Source organism: Planctopirus limnophila DSM 3776, from assembly GCF_000092105.1.
GTDB lineage: Bacteria > Planctomycetota > Planctomycetia > Planctomycetales > Planctomycetaceae > Planctopirus > Planctopirus limnophila.
In genome coordinates this window covers 1,150,957-1,168,593 of the sequence record NC_014148.1, presented here as the reverse complement: position 1 = coordinate 1,168,593, position 17,637 = coordinate 1,150,957, and the positions used below count along the sequence as shown (strand labels likewise).

At 55.0% G+C, this 17,637-nt stretch carries 11 protein-coding genes; 5 read left to right on the top strand and 6 right to left on the bottom strand.

Annotated elements, in window-relative coordinates; translation table 11 throughout:
* Window positions 1-433 precede the first annotated feature (433 nt).
* Window positions 434-1,966, top strand: a complete 1,533-nt coding sequence (locus tag PLIM_RS04745) for a hypothetical protein (RefSeq protein ID WP_041401127.1) — start codon at window positions 434-436, stop codon at window positions 1,964-1,966.
* A gap of 323 nt (window positions 1,967-2,289) precedes the next feature.
* On the top strand, window positions 2,290-2,742 hold the full coding sequence (locus PLIM_RS04740; protein ID WP_041402968.1) for a fasciclin domain-containing protein: 453 nt from the start codon (window positions 2,290-2,292) through the stop codon (window positions 2,740-2,742).
* A 221-nt stretch (window positions 2,743-2,963) separates the two neighbouring features.
* Here the strand turns inward: PLIM_RS04740 and PLIM_RS04735 are convergent, their stop codons facing one another.
* Entirely contained in the window at window positions 2,964-3,470 is a 507-nt protein-coding gene (locus PLIM_RS04735; protein WP_041402966.1) for an acetolactate synthase, read from the bottom strand.
* A 171-nt stretch (window positions 3,471-3,641) separates the two neighbouring features.
* On the opposite strand from PLIM_RS04735, the gene recG reads away from it, so the two are divergent.
* Window positions 3,642-5,753 carry an ATP-dependent DNA helicase RecG gene (gene recG, locus PLIM_RS04730; protein ID WP_013109183.1) on the top strand — a complete coding sequence of 704 codons (2,112 nt, stop codon included), beginning with the start codon at window positions 3,642-3,644 and terminating at the stop codon, window positions 5,751-5,753.
* Between the two features lie 290 nt (window positions 5,754-6,043).
* On the opposite strand, the gene PLIM_RS04725 is transcribed toward recG, so the two are convergent.
* Entirely contained in the window at window positions 6,044-7,123 is a 1,080-nt protein-coding gene (locus tag PLIM_RS04725) for a formylglycine-generating enzyme family protein (protein ID WP_013109182.1), read from the bottom strand.
* Window positions 7,124-7,572: 449 nt separating this feature from the next.
* Between PLIM_RS04725 and PLIM_RS04720 the strand changes: the two genes are divergently transcribed.
* Window positions 7,573-8,793, top strand: a complete 1,221-nt coding sequence (locus PLIM_RS04720) for an FAD:protein FMN transferase (protein ID WP_013109180.1) — start codon at window positions 7,573-7,575, stop codon at window positions 8,791-8,793.
* On the opposite strand, the gene PLIM_RS04715 is transcribed toward PLIM_RS04720, so the two are convergent.
* Both PLIM_RS04715 and PLIM_RS04710 read right to left on the bottom strand, forming a co-directional pair.
* The gene (locus PLIM_RS04715) at window positions 8,781-9,227 is read right to left on the bottom strand and encodes a zinc metalloprotease (protein WP_041402960.1); all 447 of its coding nucleotides are present in this window, start codon (window positions 9,225-9,227) and stop codon (window positions 8,781-8,783) included. The genes PLIM_RS04720 and PLIM_RS04715 overlap by 13 nt on opposite strands.
* An 89-nt stretch (window positions 9,228-9,316) precedes the next feature.
* Window positions 9,317-11,410, bottom strand: a complete 2,094-nt coding sequence (locus PLIM_RS04710) for a prenyltransferase/squalene oxidase repeat-containing protein (RefSeq protein WP_013109178.1) — start codon at window positions 11,408-11,410, stop codon at window positions 9,317-9,319.
* Window positions 11,411-11,924: 514 nt separating this feature from the next.
* Between PLIM_RS04710 and PLIM_RS04705 the strand changes: the two genes are divergently transcribed.
* Window positions 11,925-15,344, top strand: a complete 3,420-nt coding sequence (locus PLIM_RS04705) for a PVC-type heme-binding CxxCH protein (protein ID WP_013109177.1) — start codon at window positions 11,925-11,927, stop codon at window positions 15,342-15,344.
* A gap of 359 nt (window positions 15,345-15,703) precedes the next feature.
* On the opposite strand, the gene PLIM_RS04700 is transcribed toward PLIM_RS04705, so the two are convergent.
* Both PLIM_RS04700 and PLIM_RS04695 read right to left on the bottom strand, forming a co-directional pair.
* Window positions 15,704-16,510, bottom strand: a complete 807-nt coding sequence (locus PLIM_RS04700) for a lipopolysaccharide kinase InaA family protein (protein ID WP_013109176.1) — start codon at window positions 16,508-16,510, stop codon at window positions 15,704-15,706.
* A complete protein-coding gene (locus PLIM_RS04695) occupies window positions 16,491-17,636 on the bottom strand; it encodes a glycosyltransferase family 4 protein (RefSeq protein ID WP_013109175.1) in 1,146 nt (381 codons plus the stop codon). Before PLIM_RS04695 ends, PLIM_RS04700 begins: the two co-directional genes overlap by 20 nt.
* Window position 17,637 lies beyond the last annotated feature (1 nt).

The following is a 17,637-nucleotide window of genomic DNA, read 5'->3' as shown; positions in this document are numbered from 1 at the left end:
ATGGCCGCCTTCCTGAATTTGTAGGGTGCATGAAGTTCCGACGAAATGCACCAACCCTTCCCCCTTCTCCCACGTCTTCGTCAGTGAGGCCCGGGCTCATCCACCATTGTTCCCCAACTCCATGATGTGGCCAATCGCCGCGTCCCCAAGTTCCAGCAGCCTCAATTGCTCCAGGATCACAAGCTCCCGCCCAATCACGATCCTCTCGGTATGCCCTTCCCGACCCTCTTGATCAACTTGGCACCTCACTGCCCAACTCGAACACTCTCCCTTTCAAGCCCTAAACGCCAAAGTCTGTTTCCATCAGCAGTGGATCACCAGCCAACACGAATTCACATCGAATTCAAATGCAAAACCGTGCTCATCGAGTATGCTGTGGCTCTTCTTGAACACTTCTGAGTGACACTACTGTGGTGAGTGAAAGGTGGGATTCGTGGTCAATTTCCTGCTCGCTTCTGGTCGGAATCTCCGCCGATGGACTTGGCCACAAGCCACCACTCCCCTGCGACTCTCGTTGGCTTTATTCGCCTGTGGATTCCTCCATATATCGAGTGTGTCTAACGCAGCCGCCCACGAACCTCAAAACTGGTTACCAGAAGATGCGAACGTCGCCGCCTGGGTCGATGCGGCTACCCTTTACAAGAGCCCTCTGGCTCTTCGCGAAGGTTGGGAAGAAAAGTCGCGGGCTGGCTTCGTCAACAAAACCACCATTCTTGTTCCCGGCCTCGATCGTTTGCTGTTGGCCGCCCAGATGGATTTCGAGCCGGGACTTCCGACACGACAGGATTACTCCATCGGTGTTCCCTCACCACGCCTCACGCTCGACAGCCTGTCCCTCATGACGGGTGCAAAAATGGAAAAACTTTCCGAGAGACCTGCCACCCTCACTCGTGACGGCCAGTGGGTCGTTGAAACAGCCGATGGTCTTTGGCTCTCAACAGGTCGCGGCGGTCGCCAGGCATTGTCGCGCTGGCTCGAAAAGGGAGCGGCGAACAATTCCCGCCCCGGCACACTACTGTGTGAAGAGTACGCCACACGATCTCCCACAGCCGTCATCGGCATGGTGGTTGACCTTCGAGACAGCCTCAGTTCTGCCACTGCCGGGCGGTTTGTCGAGACTCTGGTTAATGAAGCGAAAGTCAAGGGTGTCAACACAGCCAACGCGACCAGCGTGCTCAGTTCATTGCAGTCGGCCAAACTCGAAGTGACCGTGGAGGATGCGATTCGTGGCAGACTCGTGGTCCATTTTGAACAGTCTGCAGCCGCTCTGACACCACTGGTGAAAGTCTTAGTCCCTCAGGGATTACAGGCTTTGGGAGCCTCACCCGGTGCTGCCGAAGACTGGACATGGCGCGTTGAGTCGCATTCGATCATTGGCGAAGGAAGTCTGACAGCAGCCGAAGTCCGCCGCATTCTCAGCCTCTTAAAAAACCCGCTCGAACACAGCGGATCTGCAGGAAATACCCCTTCCACAGCCCAGCCACCCAGCACAGAACAATTGACTGTCGCCGCTTCGCAGAAATACTTCCACTCGGTTGATACGCTGCTCGACGATCTCCAGGATGCGATGAAGCGATCACGCGATAATCACATGACCATGCTCGAACGCAGTGCCGATAAACTCGACAAACTCCCTTTGCTCAATGTCGACGAAGATTTGTTGAACTATGGTCGCAGAGTCAGCAGTTCTTTGCGATATCAGGCCAACGCTTTGAGGAATGCCGGGCTACAACGTGGCGTATTGCGTGCTGCCAGTGGAGCCGATTCGTATTACGCCATGGCTCAGGCCAATCCTTATGGAGCCTGGAGCACTGCTGGTTACGCTTCGAATGGCGACGGCATGACGATTGACCTCACTGTCAATGCGAATGCCAAAACCGTGCAGCTTTCAGAGATGAAACAGATTCGCGAAGGCTTGATCGAAATCCGCAGTCTCCTGACCAGAAAATACAAGGCTGAATTCTGAAGATGCTCCTCTTGAAGAGCACGAATTCACGTTCACGATGGATCCATGAGGGACTTTAATTGTTTTAACAAGAAAGTGGTTGTCGATTCATAATCAGTGCCTAGAACCTTTCAGGTGTTCTCAACTCACGCTTCTCAGGAGTATCTGAAATGAACCGCATTGGCACTGGTCTTTTGTTGGCATGTGTTGCCTCCGGCTTGATCCTCTCCTCAGGTCAGGCAGAAGCTGGCCGTCGTACCCGTCAGGCACAGGTTTGCCCAACGACCTACACGACACATGCTCCCGCCGCTGCAGTCGCAGCCACCACCTATGTGGAATCTGCCGTGCCGGAAGCACCTGCTCCCCCCGCCGAAGCCGCTCCTGCTGCCAAGGGTGGCGACATTGTCGACGTCGCTGTGGGTGCTGGAAGCTTCAAGACTCTGGTTGCCGCGGTGAAGGCTGGCGGTCTGGTCGAAACCTTGAAGGGCCCAGGTCCATTCACCGTCTTCGCCCCCACAGATGAAGCATTCGCCAAGCTGGGCGATGCCGCCATTGCCGACCTGCTCAAGCCAGAAAACAAGGCCAAGCTCGTCGCGATTCTCACCTACCATGTTGTCCCTGGTAAGGTGATGGCAGCCGACGTGGTGAAGCTCAAGGAAGCCAAGACCGTTCAGGGCGGCGTCCTGAAGATCGACACCACCGACGGCGTGAAGGTCAACAGCTCCAAGGTCGTCAAGACCGACATCGGAGCCTCGAACGGCGTCATCCACGTCATCGATACCGTTCTGATTCCGTAAGCCTCGTCTGCTCATTGCTCATATAACAAAGATCCTGATTATCGATCGATAGTCAGGATCTTTTTGTATTTTGATGGCGGCCGGTGGCTGGGGTTGAGTCTTCGAACCCCCAGCAATCTTCGGCACGATCTGGGGGTTCACGAAGACGCTCACCCCCGGCCACCCCATTCCAGGGAGCGTAATTTATTATTGGAATCCGAATGATAACGTTCATCAATCCGCTAAAAAGACTCGTCATCATCCAGCAGTGAACCATCTGTCAGAATTTCCATGCCGGCCGCCCGTAGCGCCTGTGCAGCACGGTCATTGTCGTCCACAAATAGTGCAACGGCTCCCATCCCATTTTTCCGGAAGAGCAGCGGATAGGCATGATGGATATTGATTTCCGCCTTAACCAACTCTGTACAGACGCTTGACATCGGCTTGTCCCCATCGGGAAGCAGCACCCCAATCACGTCGCTTTCACTGAAGGCAAAGCCGGAGAGTTCCAGCTTTTCCCGCGCACGCTCGGCATTGCTGAACATCAGCCGGGCCATCGCAAAATCGACAGAATCGACCAGCGAGACAGCAATGACACGCGTGTCTGCCGATTCCAGCAGCCGCATCAATTCATTGAGCCGACCGACTCGATTTTCAAGAAACACGCAGAACTGCCGCAGGCAAGGCCAATCATGCCCATGCATGGTTTCTGCCGAGACGACATCCTGATCATCAAATCCCATGGACATGGATTCGCTTTCCATTGCAAAATTGATCTGGCCCGCGTTGCTTTCCGGGCCATTGACACTGTCACTCCATCGACGAAAGAGAAAATCGTCGTTGGGAGTTATTGTCAGGCTATGTGACGAGTTTCCCGGCGTCAATTCCGTCGGCAGGCGAACTTGGGCTAGAATGCCGTTGTGGCAGAACTTTCCCCCTCGACTCCTGTGGAATTTTTACGCACCGTGGGGCCGCAACGAGCGGCTTTACTGGCGAAGCTCGACATTTTAACTGTCGAAGATCTCCTCTTGTGGATGCCGCGTGATGTACTGGATTTGACCAGAACCACCCGCATCGAAGGATTGATTGAAGGCACGACACAGACTCTCCGCGGCATAGTCGTCGACCGCGATAGCCGGATCTCCCGTGGCCGCAGCATGGTAGGCATCCTGCTCAAAGCCGATGGTGGCTATTTGCGCTGCGTCTGGTTCAATCAGCCCTATGTCTTTCGGAAGTATGAACCCGATAGCGTCCTCCTGGTGACAGGCCAGCCGAAACTTCGCGATGGACGGTGGGAAATGTCTCATCCGCTTGTCCAGCGGCTGGAATCGGACGATGAACAGGCTGGCCCCGGCATTCTGCCGCGATATCCCTTAACTGAAGGGATCTCCATGCACGAAATGCGACGGATGACCAGAGCCGCCGTCGAAGAATGTGCCCACCTGTTGACCGACCCGATTCCCGCCAGCTTTCGCCAGGTTCATCAATGGCCGGCTCGCAGCGAGGCTTGCCGTGGCCTCCATGTGGCGCAATCTCTCGAAGAGTACGAACGTTCCCGCAAGCGTTTGCTGCTCGAAGATCTCCTCGAATTTCAATTGGGGCTGGCACTGCGCCGGCGCATGAGAATTGAACAGCAGGAGGCGATTGCCTTACCCGCTGATCAACGCATTCGCGCTCGCATTGCCCGCCTGTTCCCCTTTGAATGGACGAACGGACAAAATGAGGCTCTCGAAGAGATTCTCACAGATCTTGAGAAAACGCGGCCCATGCATCGACTCCTTCAAGCCGACGTCGGCGCGGGAAAAACGGCTGTGGCCATTGCAGCCATGCTGGTCGCTGTGGCCAACCGCATGCAGGCCATACTGATGGCGCCGACAGAGATTCTCGCCAGGCAGCATTTTGAAACGCTCGAAGAGTTGCTCGCCGAAAGCCAGGTCGAGCGTCGCCTGTTGACAGGTTCTTTGACGGCTGCTCAAAAACGCACAACCCTTTCGGAAATCGAAGAGGGCTCAGCACAATTGATTGTCGGTACGCAGTCACTCATTCAGGAAGGTGTCAAATTTTCAAAGCCCGGACTGGTCGTGATCGATGAGCAGCATAAGTTCGGCGTCGAGCAGCGTGCGCGTTTTGCCCAGGGCTCAACCATCCCGCACATGCTGGTCATGACTGCGACGCCCATCCCTCGCACACTGTGCCTGACTGCGTTTGGCGATCTGGATTTATCCATCATTCGCGAGCTGCCTCCCGGGCGACAACCCGTTTCCACGCATGTCGTGACCGATGCACCCAGTGCCCGTAAAGCCTGGGATTTTCTCAAAAGCAAACTGACGGAAGGTCGACAGGCTTACGTGATTTGCCCCAAAGTGGAAACGACCCGCAGTTCCGAACAAGCGTCGTCGCCACAGATTGTTCAAGCCGCTCCTCAGACCTGGGAAAGCGCCGAGGACCTGTACCAGCGTTTGCAATCCAAAGAGCTGGCTCAGTTTCGGGTGGGGCTCTTGCACGGCCGGATGTCCCCCGAGTTACGAGCCGAAACCATGCGGAAGTTTCGTGAACATGAACTGGATGTGCTCGTGGCCACCAGCGTGATTGAAGTGGGTGTGGATGTCCCTTCCGCAACGCAGATGATTGTCTATCATGCCGAACAGTTTGGCCTATCGCAGCTGCATCAGTTTCGCGGGCGTGTCGGACGTGGTTCGAGGCAGGGGTTCTGTTTTCTGTTCACGAAGTCGACCGACCCCGATGCCCTTTCCCGCCTCAAGACACTCGAACAGACCAACGATGGATTCGCTGTGGCGGAAGCCGACTTTCAGCTTCGCGGACATGGCGATGTTCTGGGAACCCGGCAACATGGCCAGACCCCACTCAAAAGGGCCAATCTCATCCGTGATGCACAACTCGTCGAAACGGCCCGGGCTCTGGCCACGTCACTCATTGATTCCGGGCAGTTCGATACCCCCGAATTCTTGACGCTCAGGCGTTTGGTTCACGAACGCTTCAACAAACTCGAAGAGACCACCCAATCCGGTTGAGAGTACCCTCTGGAACCCTCGCCCGCGTCCTCTTGGGAGAGCGCAGGGTGAGGGTCTTCCCCTATCTCAATATGCCAACGGGTGGCACGCCCTGAAGGCCCCAAATCAGAACACTGCGTAAGGGCGTGGTCTTTACCCGCGTGGTCGAGGGCAGAGACTTCATTCGACCCCAGATACTTGATTCTACTCCACGTCACACGTTAGATGGAACGCGTATGGCGCAGCTTCTTGTGATCGTGCCCATCGCACGACCACCCGGCCACATGTTGGCCGGACCACCCCGAATGACTTCAATCAACTTTACGATTAGGGTTCTCGCGAGCATCCGATGGCAGAATGGCATCGTAGGTTCTCGCCTTACGCTCTTCGGCTGAAGGAGGCGTGAGCGGCCGCACGACGCGGAAGCCGACCTGCAAGGCATCGGTCATGTACCAGACCGACTTGGGCAGGTTCGGATCCTGAATCTTCCATTCATCCGAAGAAGGAATGCGTGATGCACTGCGGAGCACTTCGGGATCATCATCCCATGATCCACCTCGAGCGACACGTGGGTACTCGGTGATAGGGATGTTCACAGGATTGACCGGGATCTCACCCTTCTTGAAAGTGGCGTAAAACTCGGGATCATACTTGTCTATGCACCACTCAGAGACGTTGCCGTGCATGTCGAACAGGCCCCACGGATTGGGTTTCTTCTGGCCCACCTGCTGGTACTTTTCGCTGGAGTTCTCGAAGTACCACGCATAATCCCCTAACTTCGAGACATCGTCGCCGAAGGAATAAGGGGTGGTTGTGCCTGCGCGGCAGGCATATTCCCACTCAGCTTCCGTCGGCAAACGGTAATAGTGTCCGGTCTTGGCCGAAAGCCATTCGCAATACTTCTTCGCTGCATGCTGAGTCATGCAGATGGCGGGATAGCCTTTCTGGCCCATGCCAAACGTCATATCGGTGTAAGGCTTGGTCGGCCGTGCAACCAGGTCGGCCACTTTATCACGTGCCGTGGGGGCTTCACCGGTAAACTGCCGACGCTGAATATCCAGGTTGTACGACCAGATGTCGTATTCATCCCAGGTCACTTCCGTCGCACCCATCCAGAAGGGCTCGATCTTCACGGTATGCTGCGGACCTTCATCCGGCTTGCGGCCTTCTTCCGAATCGGGGCTCCCCATCACAAATTCCCCACCGGGAATGGGGAGCATCTTGAAGGTGATGTCGGTATTGCCAATCGTTTCGGTATAAGGCTTCATGCTCGGTGGCAACGGGTCAGCGGCTGTTGCTGTGACGGCCGATGTACCGACGGCCATCGCGACCGCCAGTTGAAGCACTGAACGAAGCCCGACGAGATCGATCATGAATGTTCTCAAACGCATTCGCTGTTCCTGAAAATCAATGGGTTTACCAACTGCTGGTAAACTTCGAGAATCTACGTTCGCACACACCTTGACTCATTGAAAAATCTTTCGTCAACGTATGACTGGATCCAGTGATGCATCCAGCTTCATCCATCAACCAAAAGAAACAGAACATTATGGGCAGGGATCAAGGTGAGATTGTTAGCAGGTTTACCAGTCTAACCTCTCCGGAACCCTCCGGCAAATCTGATATGACCTGGGAACTGGCTAAATCTGGTGGAAATCGTCGTCATGATTGAGTTTTTCAGTGACCAGCCACAATACACCGTGACTTTGCATTTTCTGTCAAAACCTTCCTGCCAAGAGAATTGAATCCGGAAATTGAACCCGGGAATTGAACTCGAAACGACTGCAACTCAAGGCCGCTCGTCACTTCCATCCGGGTGACAAAGCATCGGAGAACATCAGTGATAGTCGCCTCAACGTCAGCTTTTACGCCGCGCTCTCATCAGATATCGAGGCACGCCTGGCAGGTTCTGGCACTTCTTGCATGGCTTCTGCCAATTGGCTTCACCTGCCTGGATGACCGAAGAACCTATGCCGAGGAAACACCCGCCTCGCCCCCCTTGAAGTTGTTCTCTGACCGGGCCATTCGGCTGGGTGTCGATGTCGTCCTGCAGACTTACGCTCCCGACGAAACTCGTGCGAAAACGGCCTTTGCCAAAGTCTGGCCCCGGATTGATGAACTCAACAGCATTTTGAGTGATTACGATCCCCAGAGCGAAGTGATGAGGCTCTGTGCCAGTGCCCCTCATGCCGAGTTTGTGCCCATCTCAAAGGATCTCTCAACTTGCCTGCAGGCGTCGGTCCGTCTGGCCCGTGAATCGGACGGTGCCTTTGATGTCACGATCGGTCAACTGGTGAAACAGTGGCGCCGGGCACGCCGCAAGCAGAGTTTACCGACACCCACGCAGATTGCCGCAGCCCGCGAGTCGATGGGCTGGCAGAACGTCTGCCTCTCGCCGGACGGCAACATGGTGCGGCTGCTTAAGCCCGGGATGCAGATCGACTTTGGCGGCATCGCCAAGGGATATGTAGCCGAAGAGGCACTAAAGATCCTGCAACACGAAGGACTGCCAATTTCTGCCGTCGCCGTCAGTGGTGATCTGGCACTGGGGGATGCTCCTCCATCACCAGACGCTGCTTCATCGAGTCCTCAAAAAACATCGGGCTGGAAAGTTCTCATGCCAATCCCGAAGTTTCGCACGGCCTCTGCTGAAAATGTCGAGAGTTCAACGCCGGTCAAGAACTTGGGCGCAGCAAACTCAGAAGAACCAGATTCTCCTGTCGTTTATCTGTCAAACTGTTGTGTCTCGACAGCGGGCGACGAATTTCAGTTCCTGGAGATCGACGGCGTGCGCTACTCCCATATCCTCGACCCTGCCACTGGAATGGGTCTCACGCGGCAGATTCAAGCGACCGTGATTGCACCACATGGCATCGATGCCGATGGCTTGGACACGACCCTATGCATTCTCGGCCACGAAAAAGGAGCCCGCCTCATGCAACATCACCCGGCAGCCGCCTGGATCGTGCATGAACTGACACCAGCAGGAAAAGTCATCAGCACGCCGAACGAGAAATTCAAAAAACTGACGGGAATTGGTAACACATCTCACTGTGACTGAGCATGTGTTTTCTTCCGTTCGTTTGTCGGTGCATCACTTATAAAGTTGATACAATCTCTCCGGAAGCGCAGATAGCCGGTGCTGATGGTGAGCGCACAGTAAATACCGACAATCACTGGCGAACTGCCCGCCGCAAAGAGTCTCGCGGTATCGAGGTGGCTGTCTCCTGTGTACCACGCGACAGCCAGATAAATCCCATTACTGAGGATACAGAAGTGAGCAATCATCCAGGCCAGTCGATGCCGCACGATGACTGCGATCAGCACCGGGATGGCAATGCCTAACAACGGGACACCCCAGAGAGTGATCAGGGGATGAGGGTTGGGCTCAAAGTGGCTTTGTGGAAGGTGCCAGGGGCGTAAATCGGCCGAGTGCAAATGCCCACCGGCCACCCACCCCGCCAGAATGTGACCAACTTCATGTGTGAACGTCATGACCATCCAGCACACGACCAACAACAGCAGGAACTGCAGCCAGCGGATCATTGAACCCACATGGCGATATGATTTCATTCGAGACGCTCTCAAGCCAGGGTGATGCCCCCATTCGCTAGATTGATCGAAGGTGATGTTCGCTGAAGATGCATTGAGTCAGCCACTCGATCAGTCGCAATGGGCGGAATCGGTGGTTCCGCAGAACTGGGAGCAGGTTCATTCTCCGAGACTGTCGTCAACGCTGAACCCAGTCGCAGTGCCAGAGCTTTGAGTGCACCGACCGTAAAGACCTGCGGATAGAGTTTTTCGTAGTACCAGAGTTTTGCAAAGTAAAAACCAATCGGCGTCGGTTCGCGCCAGGTCTCGTTTTCAACCTTTGTAATGAGCCACGAAGCGCCGCGATGCAGGACGTTATGAGTAGCGTCGAAGCGACAAAGAGCCATCAAGGCGAGAGCCGTCTCTTCGATACTCGCGGGTTCTCCTTCGACATCGGACTCGGCATCGGAGGTATCAGCAGTTTCTATGGATGTACCGGGCCCCCAGGCACCATCCGCATGTTGATGTCTCACCAGCCAGTCACAGCCGCGTAAAGCTGCCGAGCTTCCTTCAAGACCGGCATCAGCATAGGCCAGGAGCACTCGTGCCGTGCCGTACAAGGGGTTTTCATCATCGGGGCTGTGCTGATTGCCAAACCATAATGGCAGCCAAGACCCATCTTCCCGCTGCGTCTTTTCGAGATACTCAAAGCCTTGCTGAATGCTTCGCTGCATCTGCTCTCGCAACTTTGGGGATGGCACTTCGACTGCGAGTGGTCTGGAAGTGGTATCGCCAGTGGCATCAACAGTGACGTCATTGAGCCTGCGTTCATATTGAATCAGCGCCCGCAGGCAATGGGCAGTGATATCATTCGAACTGCGGTCAAAAGGGAGTGCTCCCCAACCTCGGCAGAAAGTCGGCCAGCCACCATCGCGATTCTGCAGCTTGATCAGCCACAGCGCAGCCTGATAGAGGGCCTGTTCAATCGAAAGACTCTCTTGCGAGGAAACAGAAACCCGGTCGAGTTCCATCAGAGCCAGCATGGCTCCGGGGGTATCGTCAGCATCGGGAACACCCCCCGAAAGATTCGTCCAGGCCCATCCGCCGGGAGCAGCATTCGTATAGGGGTGCATAGTTCGATACTGCTGCTGTAACAACCAGCGCATCAGAGCTTCACGCTCGTCCGACGAAAAGGCCTCAGCCCCCAGATGATTGATCGAAAGTGTGGTGACCCACGTGGCCAGATTGGTATCGATGGGCCAGCTTCCATCGGGCCGGACGGAATCACGAATAAACTTAAGCCCTGCCTGTGTGACGGGATGATCGACACGTCCGACACTCGCTAGGCACATCGTGACGAAACTCGTCAGTGGAGTCGCTTCGAGAAAACCTCCACTTTCCGGCTGAATACTCTGCAATTTCTGCAATGTGCCCGGAATGGCGGCTCGCCGCACCCACCACCACGGGTTCCACGTGCGCTGCCTCAAATGCAGCGTCTGCCCGATCGCAATCAGAGCGGGTAAGGCATACGAAACGACCGGGAGCTGAATGACCTCGAAAAAGCGATGCGGCAACAGTGCCAGTTCATAAGGGAGTGCGGGGATCTCATTCCATGACACCAGCCCAGCCAGTGCCGCATGGGTCAGGATAGGGACTGAAAACGTGTGATCTTTCCCGTATCGATCACGAATCGCCTGAATGCCCCCCAACTCTTCGATCAATCGGCCACTCCGCTCAATGGCGGCGTCGATATCGCTGGCGTTCAGCACCAGACTTTTTTGTCTGACAGCTTCCCGGCAAGCGACCAGCGTGGCATGGGCGAGCATGGTGGTACTGATGTTCGAGATACTTTTGTCAGTATCGCCCCAGCCGCCGTCGGCCAGCTGATGCTGAAGGAGCCACGCCAGACCTTGTTCGATCAGTCGCCAGTCGCCTTCAGACTTCCCATCGAACACCTTTTGCAGACGCCCACTGGCCTGTTGGCATTTGGCATACTGAAACAAGGCCATTACAGCTGTGGCTGTGGATAATGCCGAGGTCGAGAGTTCGCCTTCCCAATGGGCCAGGCCAGGTCGCACACGCTCATTCAGCAGTGCTCGGGAGGCGAGCTGTAAGGCTTGCTGAAGTTTTTGGGTGAGATCTTCCATACTCGTATTCTGGAAAGTTCATACCGCCTGCAACAGGCCGGGAAATCGCAGTCGCGCAATTTTGCTCGTTTTCTCATCACGTTTACTGGAAAAGTCTCGTACAGAAGGAAATGTTAATTGATTCAGGGAGGCAATTGGCAGAAGGGGCGTCAGAAAATCCGGCCTTGATCCATCAGACATTCAAACATTCGTGATTGCTTTCGCACAGGCTCGTCTGGCAAACTGTCACATGGAATTTTCTTGATATCAACCCGCCTGGTTTTTACTCCCCAATTACAACTTTCCCAAAATAACAATAATCGTCAGTGGTCATCGACCGAGATTCATTCATGAAGTTGGAATCATTTGCCACGAAAATGGTAACTTCTGACTTTTTATGACAGAATCTCGAAACAGAATTGACGGTTATTGAACAGTTGATGCTCTGCAAACAGGTTCTTTCTGTAAGCAGAGTGGATTCGAGTGATGTCGCCACGATGAGAAATCACCTTTCGTGAATTGCAGGACAATACGCATGACCTTGAAATCGATGATGACTTGGAATTTCTGGCAGAGCCGCAGAGCCATCACTTCGCTGGCGGTATTCGCTGCTGCCAGCCTGGGTGGGGCAATCCTCACAGAGAGTCTTTCGCTCGAATCGCTCACTGGCATGCCTCAGGTACTGGCGCAAGCTCCGGATAAAGCACTGGCCGAAAAACTACTGGCGGTTCCTCCGCGTCCCAAGCGGCCAGATCTTCCCGTCAGCAAAGTGCCACTGGAGTTCATCGAGGGTGAGCGCATTGCCTTTCTGGGGAACAGCTTTGCCGAACGCATGAATCTGTTTGGCAATTTCGAGACGCTGCTGCACAGCAAGTTTCCAGAAAAGAAGCTGGTGATTCGCAACTTTGGCCGCCCGGCGGAAGAAGTTTCGATTCATCAGCGCTCGAGCGATTACACCAATCTCGATGATCCTCAAAAAGCTTTCGGTGCAGATACTTACATCTGCTTCTTTGGTTTTAATGAATCGTATGCAGGCCCGGCAGGGGTCGAAAAGTTTAAGCAGGATTACGAGAAGTTCATTAAGGAAACCACTCAGCGATATCCTCGCGACGATGCCAAGTCGCCCCCTCGATTTGTGCTGGTGACACCCCTGGCCTTCGAAGTTTCTGGAGAGCCGCTGCTTCCGAAAGGCGACGCCGAAAACTCGAACCTCGCCCTCTATGCCCAGGCGGTTCGCGATGTCGCTGCCCAGAACAAGCTCGCCTGCATCGATGTCTTCGCTGGTTCCAAGGCCTTGTTCGATGCTCAAACAGGTCTGCAGCACACGATCAATGGCTGCCACTTGAACGAAGAGGGTGATCTGGCGGTTGCCAAGCTCCTCTTTGCCAGTGCGTTCGGCCAGTCCGCATTGGGTCAACTCAGCTCGATCAATCAGGAGTTGCGCAGTGCTGTTAACGATAAATCGTGGATCCACCTGCAAGACTACCGCATGCTCAATGGCTGGTATGTTTACGGTGGCCGCCGGACCTGGGATACAGAAACATTCCCGCGCGAATATGTGAAGATCCGCAATATGGCCGCAGTGCGTGATCAGTACATCTGGGATCTGGCCAGTGGCAAACCCGCCTCGAAGCCCAATGACGACAACACGGGGGAACTGATCGTTCCACCCACCCGCTTCGGCAATCCCCGGCAAGCCTACTCCGAAGCGACCGAGTTGCGTTACCTGACACCTGAGCAACTGATCGCACAGACCAAGGTTCCCGAAGGCTTTGAAATCAAGGCTTTTGCTGATGAAACGATGTTCCCGGAACTCGCCAAGCCAGTGCAACTGAACTTCGACAACAAAGGTCGGCTGTGGGTCTCCTGTATGCCCACTTATCCCCAGTGGCAGCCTGGCGACGCGAAGCCAAATGACCGCCTGATCATTCTGGAAGATGCCAATCAGGATGGCAAAGCTGATAAATGCACCGTTTTCTACGACAAGCTCCATTGCCCCACAGGTTTCGAGTTCTGGAATGGTGGCGTGCTGGTTGTCGATCAGCCTCGACTGTTGTGGCTCAAGGATACAGATGGTGATGATAAGGCCGATGTGGTCGTGCATCTCATCGATGGCTGGGCCACTGATGATACTCACCACACCTGCAGTGCCTTCGAGTGGTCGAATAGCGGCCTGCTCCACATGCTCGAAGGGATTGCGACCAGTACAACCTTGGAAACACCCTGGGGCCCGCATCGCAGTCAGGGGAATGGTGGCGCGTATGTTTTCGACCCCAGGTCGCAAAAGATGCGCCAGTTCGCACTCCCCGGCCAGTACAACATGTGGTGCTATGTCTTCGATGAATGGGGCCAGGGGATTGTGGGCGATGGCACAACCGCCAACCACGCGTGGGATACCCCCCTTTCCGGTGCTCAGTTCCGCGGTCGAACCGGCCTCAATATGGTCTTCAATCAGGAAGGGATGCGACCGGCTCTGGGATGCGAATGGCTCGTCAGCCGACAGTTCCCGGAAAGCGTCCAGAAGCAGTTCACCTATGCCTGCGTGATCAACATGAACGGCATGCCCCGCTTCACCATCAACGATGATGGCGGTGGATTCGCAGGCAAGAGAATGAAACTGACTGATGGAAAACCCGACGACCTGATTGCCTCCACCGATAAGCACTTCCGCCCGGCAGATCCTCAAATTGGCCCGGATGGTGCCTTGTGGTTTGGTGACTGGGCCAACGCGCTCATTGGTCACATGCAGTATTCGCAGCGCGATCCGAATCGCGATCATACCCGCGGTCGCATTTATCGCCTGGTGGCGAAGGATCGTCCCCTGCTGACTCCTGTGACACAGCATGGCAAGTCGATTGAAGAACTCCTTGATCAGACCAAAGTCTACGAGTGGCGGACCCGCTACCGCGCCCGTAATGAACTCAATAGCAGACCGACCCAGCAGGTAGTTGACGGCGTGAAGGCCTGGCTCGCCAAGCTCGATCCGAAGTCTGAGGATTATCCTCGCCTGCAATGCGAAGCCATGTGGGTGCTGGCCAGTCATCATCAGCATGATCCAGCCTTGATTCAGGCTCTGTTGGCTTCGCCTCATCCCAACGCGCGGGCTGCTGCTGTACACATTGTGGCTGATTACCGTGACGAGCTTCCCGATGCGTTGTCCTTGCTGATCACTGCTTCCCGCGATGAACATCCCCGCGTTCGCACGGAAGCAGCTCGCGGACTGAGCTACTACGATGATCCTGCTGCTTCGCAGGCCGTGCTGGCGATGACTGAAAAGCCAGCCGATTACTGGGCGGACTACACCATCCGCCATGCACTCGCTGCCCACGAACCACTGTGGCGTGCGGATTACCTGACGGGGAAGATTCCTGCACCACCTCGCTCGAAAGAGATTGTGACACAGATTCTTTCCGCGTCGAAATCAGGGGCAGCTGCTTTGCCGTTCATCACGACATTGCTCAGTGCGGAACCCAAGCCTGAAGAAGAGCGAAATAAAGCGATGACGGGGCTGGCTGATCTTTCGGGAGATACCAACCGCGGCCGCGAGATTTTCGTTCGCAACTGCACTTCGTGTCACAAGGTCGGAAATGGCGAAGGCCGGGAGTATGGCCCGAACCTCGCGGGCGTGGCCAAACGCTTGAAGCCCATCAAGATCGTCGAATCGATTATCGATCCGAATGCGGAAGTCGATCCCAAGTATCGGGCGACGCTGCTGATTACTGCCGACGGTGTGGCGGTTTCAGGCCTGCTGGTGAAGGAAGACGACACCACCATCGAGATTTTCGATGGCAAGATTGTCCGCAAGATTGCAAAGGCGGATGTCGAAGAGCGGGCTGTCCAGAAGATGAGCAGCATGCCAGAAGGGACTGCTTCGTCAATCGCTCCTTCGGAACTGGTGGACCTGCTGACCTACCTGAAGGCCCAGAATCAGGATGTGAAGCCCGCCACCAACTGATTTGCCGTGATCTGAAATGAGTCAGACAATGATCCCCAGTGACAAGAATGTCGCTGGGGATTTTTCGTTGCCCTCGTAGAGATATTCCGAAATACACTTTCGGCCGGCTGGCCGGGGTCAAACGTCCTCGGTTGCCCCCGGATCATTGGACTCTGATCGTTGACGGCTGTGTGCCATGCTTGCAGCTCTGGGCAAGCATGTTTTCGCGACCAATACAGCGCCGTTATCTCTTGGGAAATTTCTTGAAGAAGGCCTGAATGTACTACGGTTCCCAGGTATCCATGAGGCTTTGAGAGTCCGTCCAGCATGCTTGCTCAGAGCCGCAAGCATGGCACAAAGAAGCTTCAGATCACCTGGCATCAAAGCTGGTTCTTGCGGGAATGTCTGGCAATTCGACTGGTCTTGGCCATGATCGAACGGATGAGGCTGAGATCGTGTTGACCGAATGATCGGCCCAGATACAGCTTGAGAAAACGCAGACGCATGAGCCCGGAGATCTGCGATGCACTGTAATTGAGTTGGGCAAGATCTTTCACAATCCAGCGACGGGCCAGTTTTCGGCAATGGCGAACTCGCCCCAGATCGATGATCCACGGCGTGGCTGTTAAATCCGCTTCAGGAACCATTAAATGGCCCAGATAGTAATCCTGATGATGAAATCCCTGGCCATGCATCCGGGCTGTGAGTCGGGCCACATTTTCAAGCAGAAGCTGCTCCTGTGGTGCCGAAAGTTGCTGCCGCCGATAAAGTTCCGAGAGTTTAACGGATCCTTCGAGACTGCGCGTGATAAGGCCGCTGTATCGTCCATGCCGAAACAGAGCCACCGGCTGCATGGTCGGCAGTTGATGCTCAACAAACAGCCACAAGGCTTCCCACTCATGCTGTGCGCCTAATTGTGGCCACTGACCTCTCAGAAGGGGTTTAATCCATTCTTTAAGTGAGCTGGGAGAATGCCGCTTGATGTAAAACCTGCGGAGAGTTCCATCAGCCTGCTGGAGTTCAAACCGACTGGTGACGCGTTCGGCTCGCAGATTCTTGGCGGTCTCGCTGGAGAGATGCCATAACGACTCTGCCGAAAGCAGACCATGTTCTCGAAAGAGTGGGGCATCTTCCGCGAAAATCTCGACTCGACCGGCATCATGAACTTCAAGCGGCCGCTTTTTCACTGAGCACCTCTTGAAAGACGGCCAATGTCTGTTCAGCGTTCGCTTCGGGCGTGTAACGCAGGGCTGTCGAACGAGCGGCGGCCGACATCAGTCGTAACTGTGTCTCTCCACGACCGAAGTGAAAATCAATACGATCAGCCAGACACTCGACATCGTCTGGTGAGGCAATGACATAGCCATTGATCGCTGGTTCAATCGCATCCGCCCCGCCAGCCGTTGCCGTCGTGATCACAGGAATGCCACACGCCATGGCTTCAAGATTCACATTCGGAAAGGGTTCATAAATTGTGGGCAGGACAAACAGGTCGCTGGCAGCATAGAGCCTGGCAATGGCCTGCTGGCGACCCGTAAACACCAGTCGATCAGCCAGATTCATAGAGGCCGCCAGGGCCTTGAATCGGGCAATATCCCCGTCACCAATGACCATCAGCCACATTCCGCTCGTTCGGGCAATCGACATGGCCTGGAGCAATCGCGAAAGACCTTTGCGGCGGAAATCCATCGAAGCAAACGTCAGCAGCGGCGCTTCATCAGGAATCTTCCACTCAGCCCGCACTGCCAGCCGTTCATGCTGATAATCGGGATGAAAGTTCTTTGTATCGACCCCATTGGTGACACGGCAAAGACGCTTGGGATCGACGTCAAAATACTCCTTGAGCAGCCTCTCATCGAGTTTTGACTGGACGATGATGCGTCTGGGGCCATCTGGCCCGAAGAGCTGCTTCTCTATTCTTAAAATGGTGCGATGTCTGGGATTCAACCTTTGCAGGAACTGCTGCATCTTGCCCCGATAAAAGACTTTAAGCCAATGCGTCTGCAGCGGGTCAGTGAGCCGATAAGTGTCGAGGCCATAGACACGAGAAAGCCCATGCACAATATCGAAGCCCTGATTGGCAAAGACCTTCCTTGCATTGCGGGCGAGGCTCAGGTTTTTGGTCCAGGAAGTCCACTTCGAAACAGGCACCTTTAAGTGAGCAGCTTCAGCCTTCAGGGAATCATCCATCGACTCTCCCACGATGGTGACTTCGTGCCCTTTGGCCCTGAGTTGCCGCATGAGATTGATGCAGTACCTTTCGGCCCCTGCTTTTTTCAGCGAGCAAACGCGACGGACGAGTGCAATCCGCATT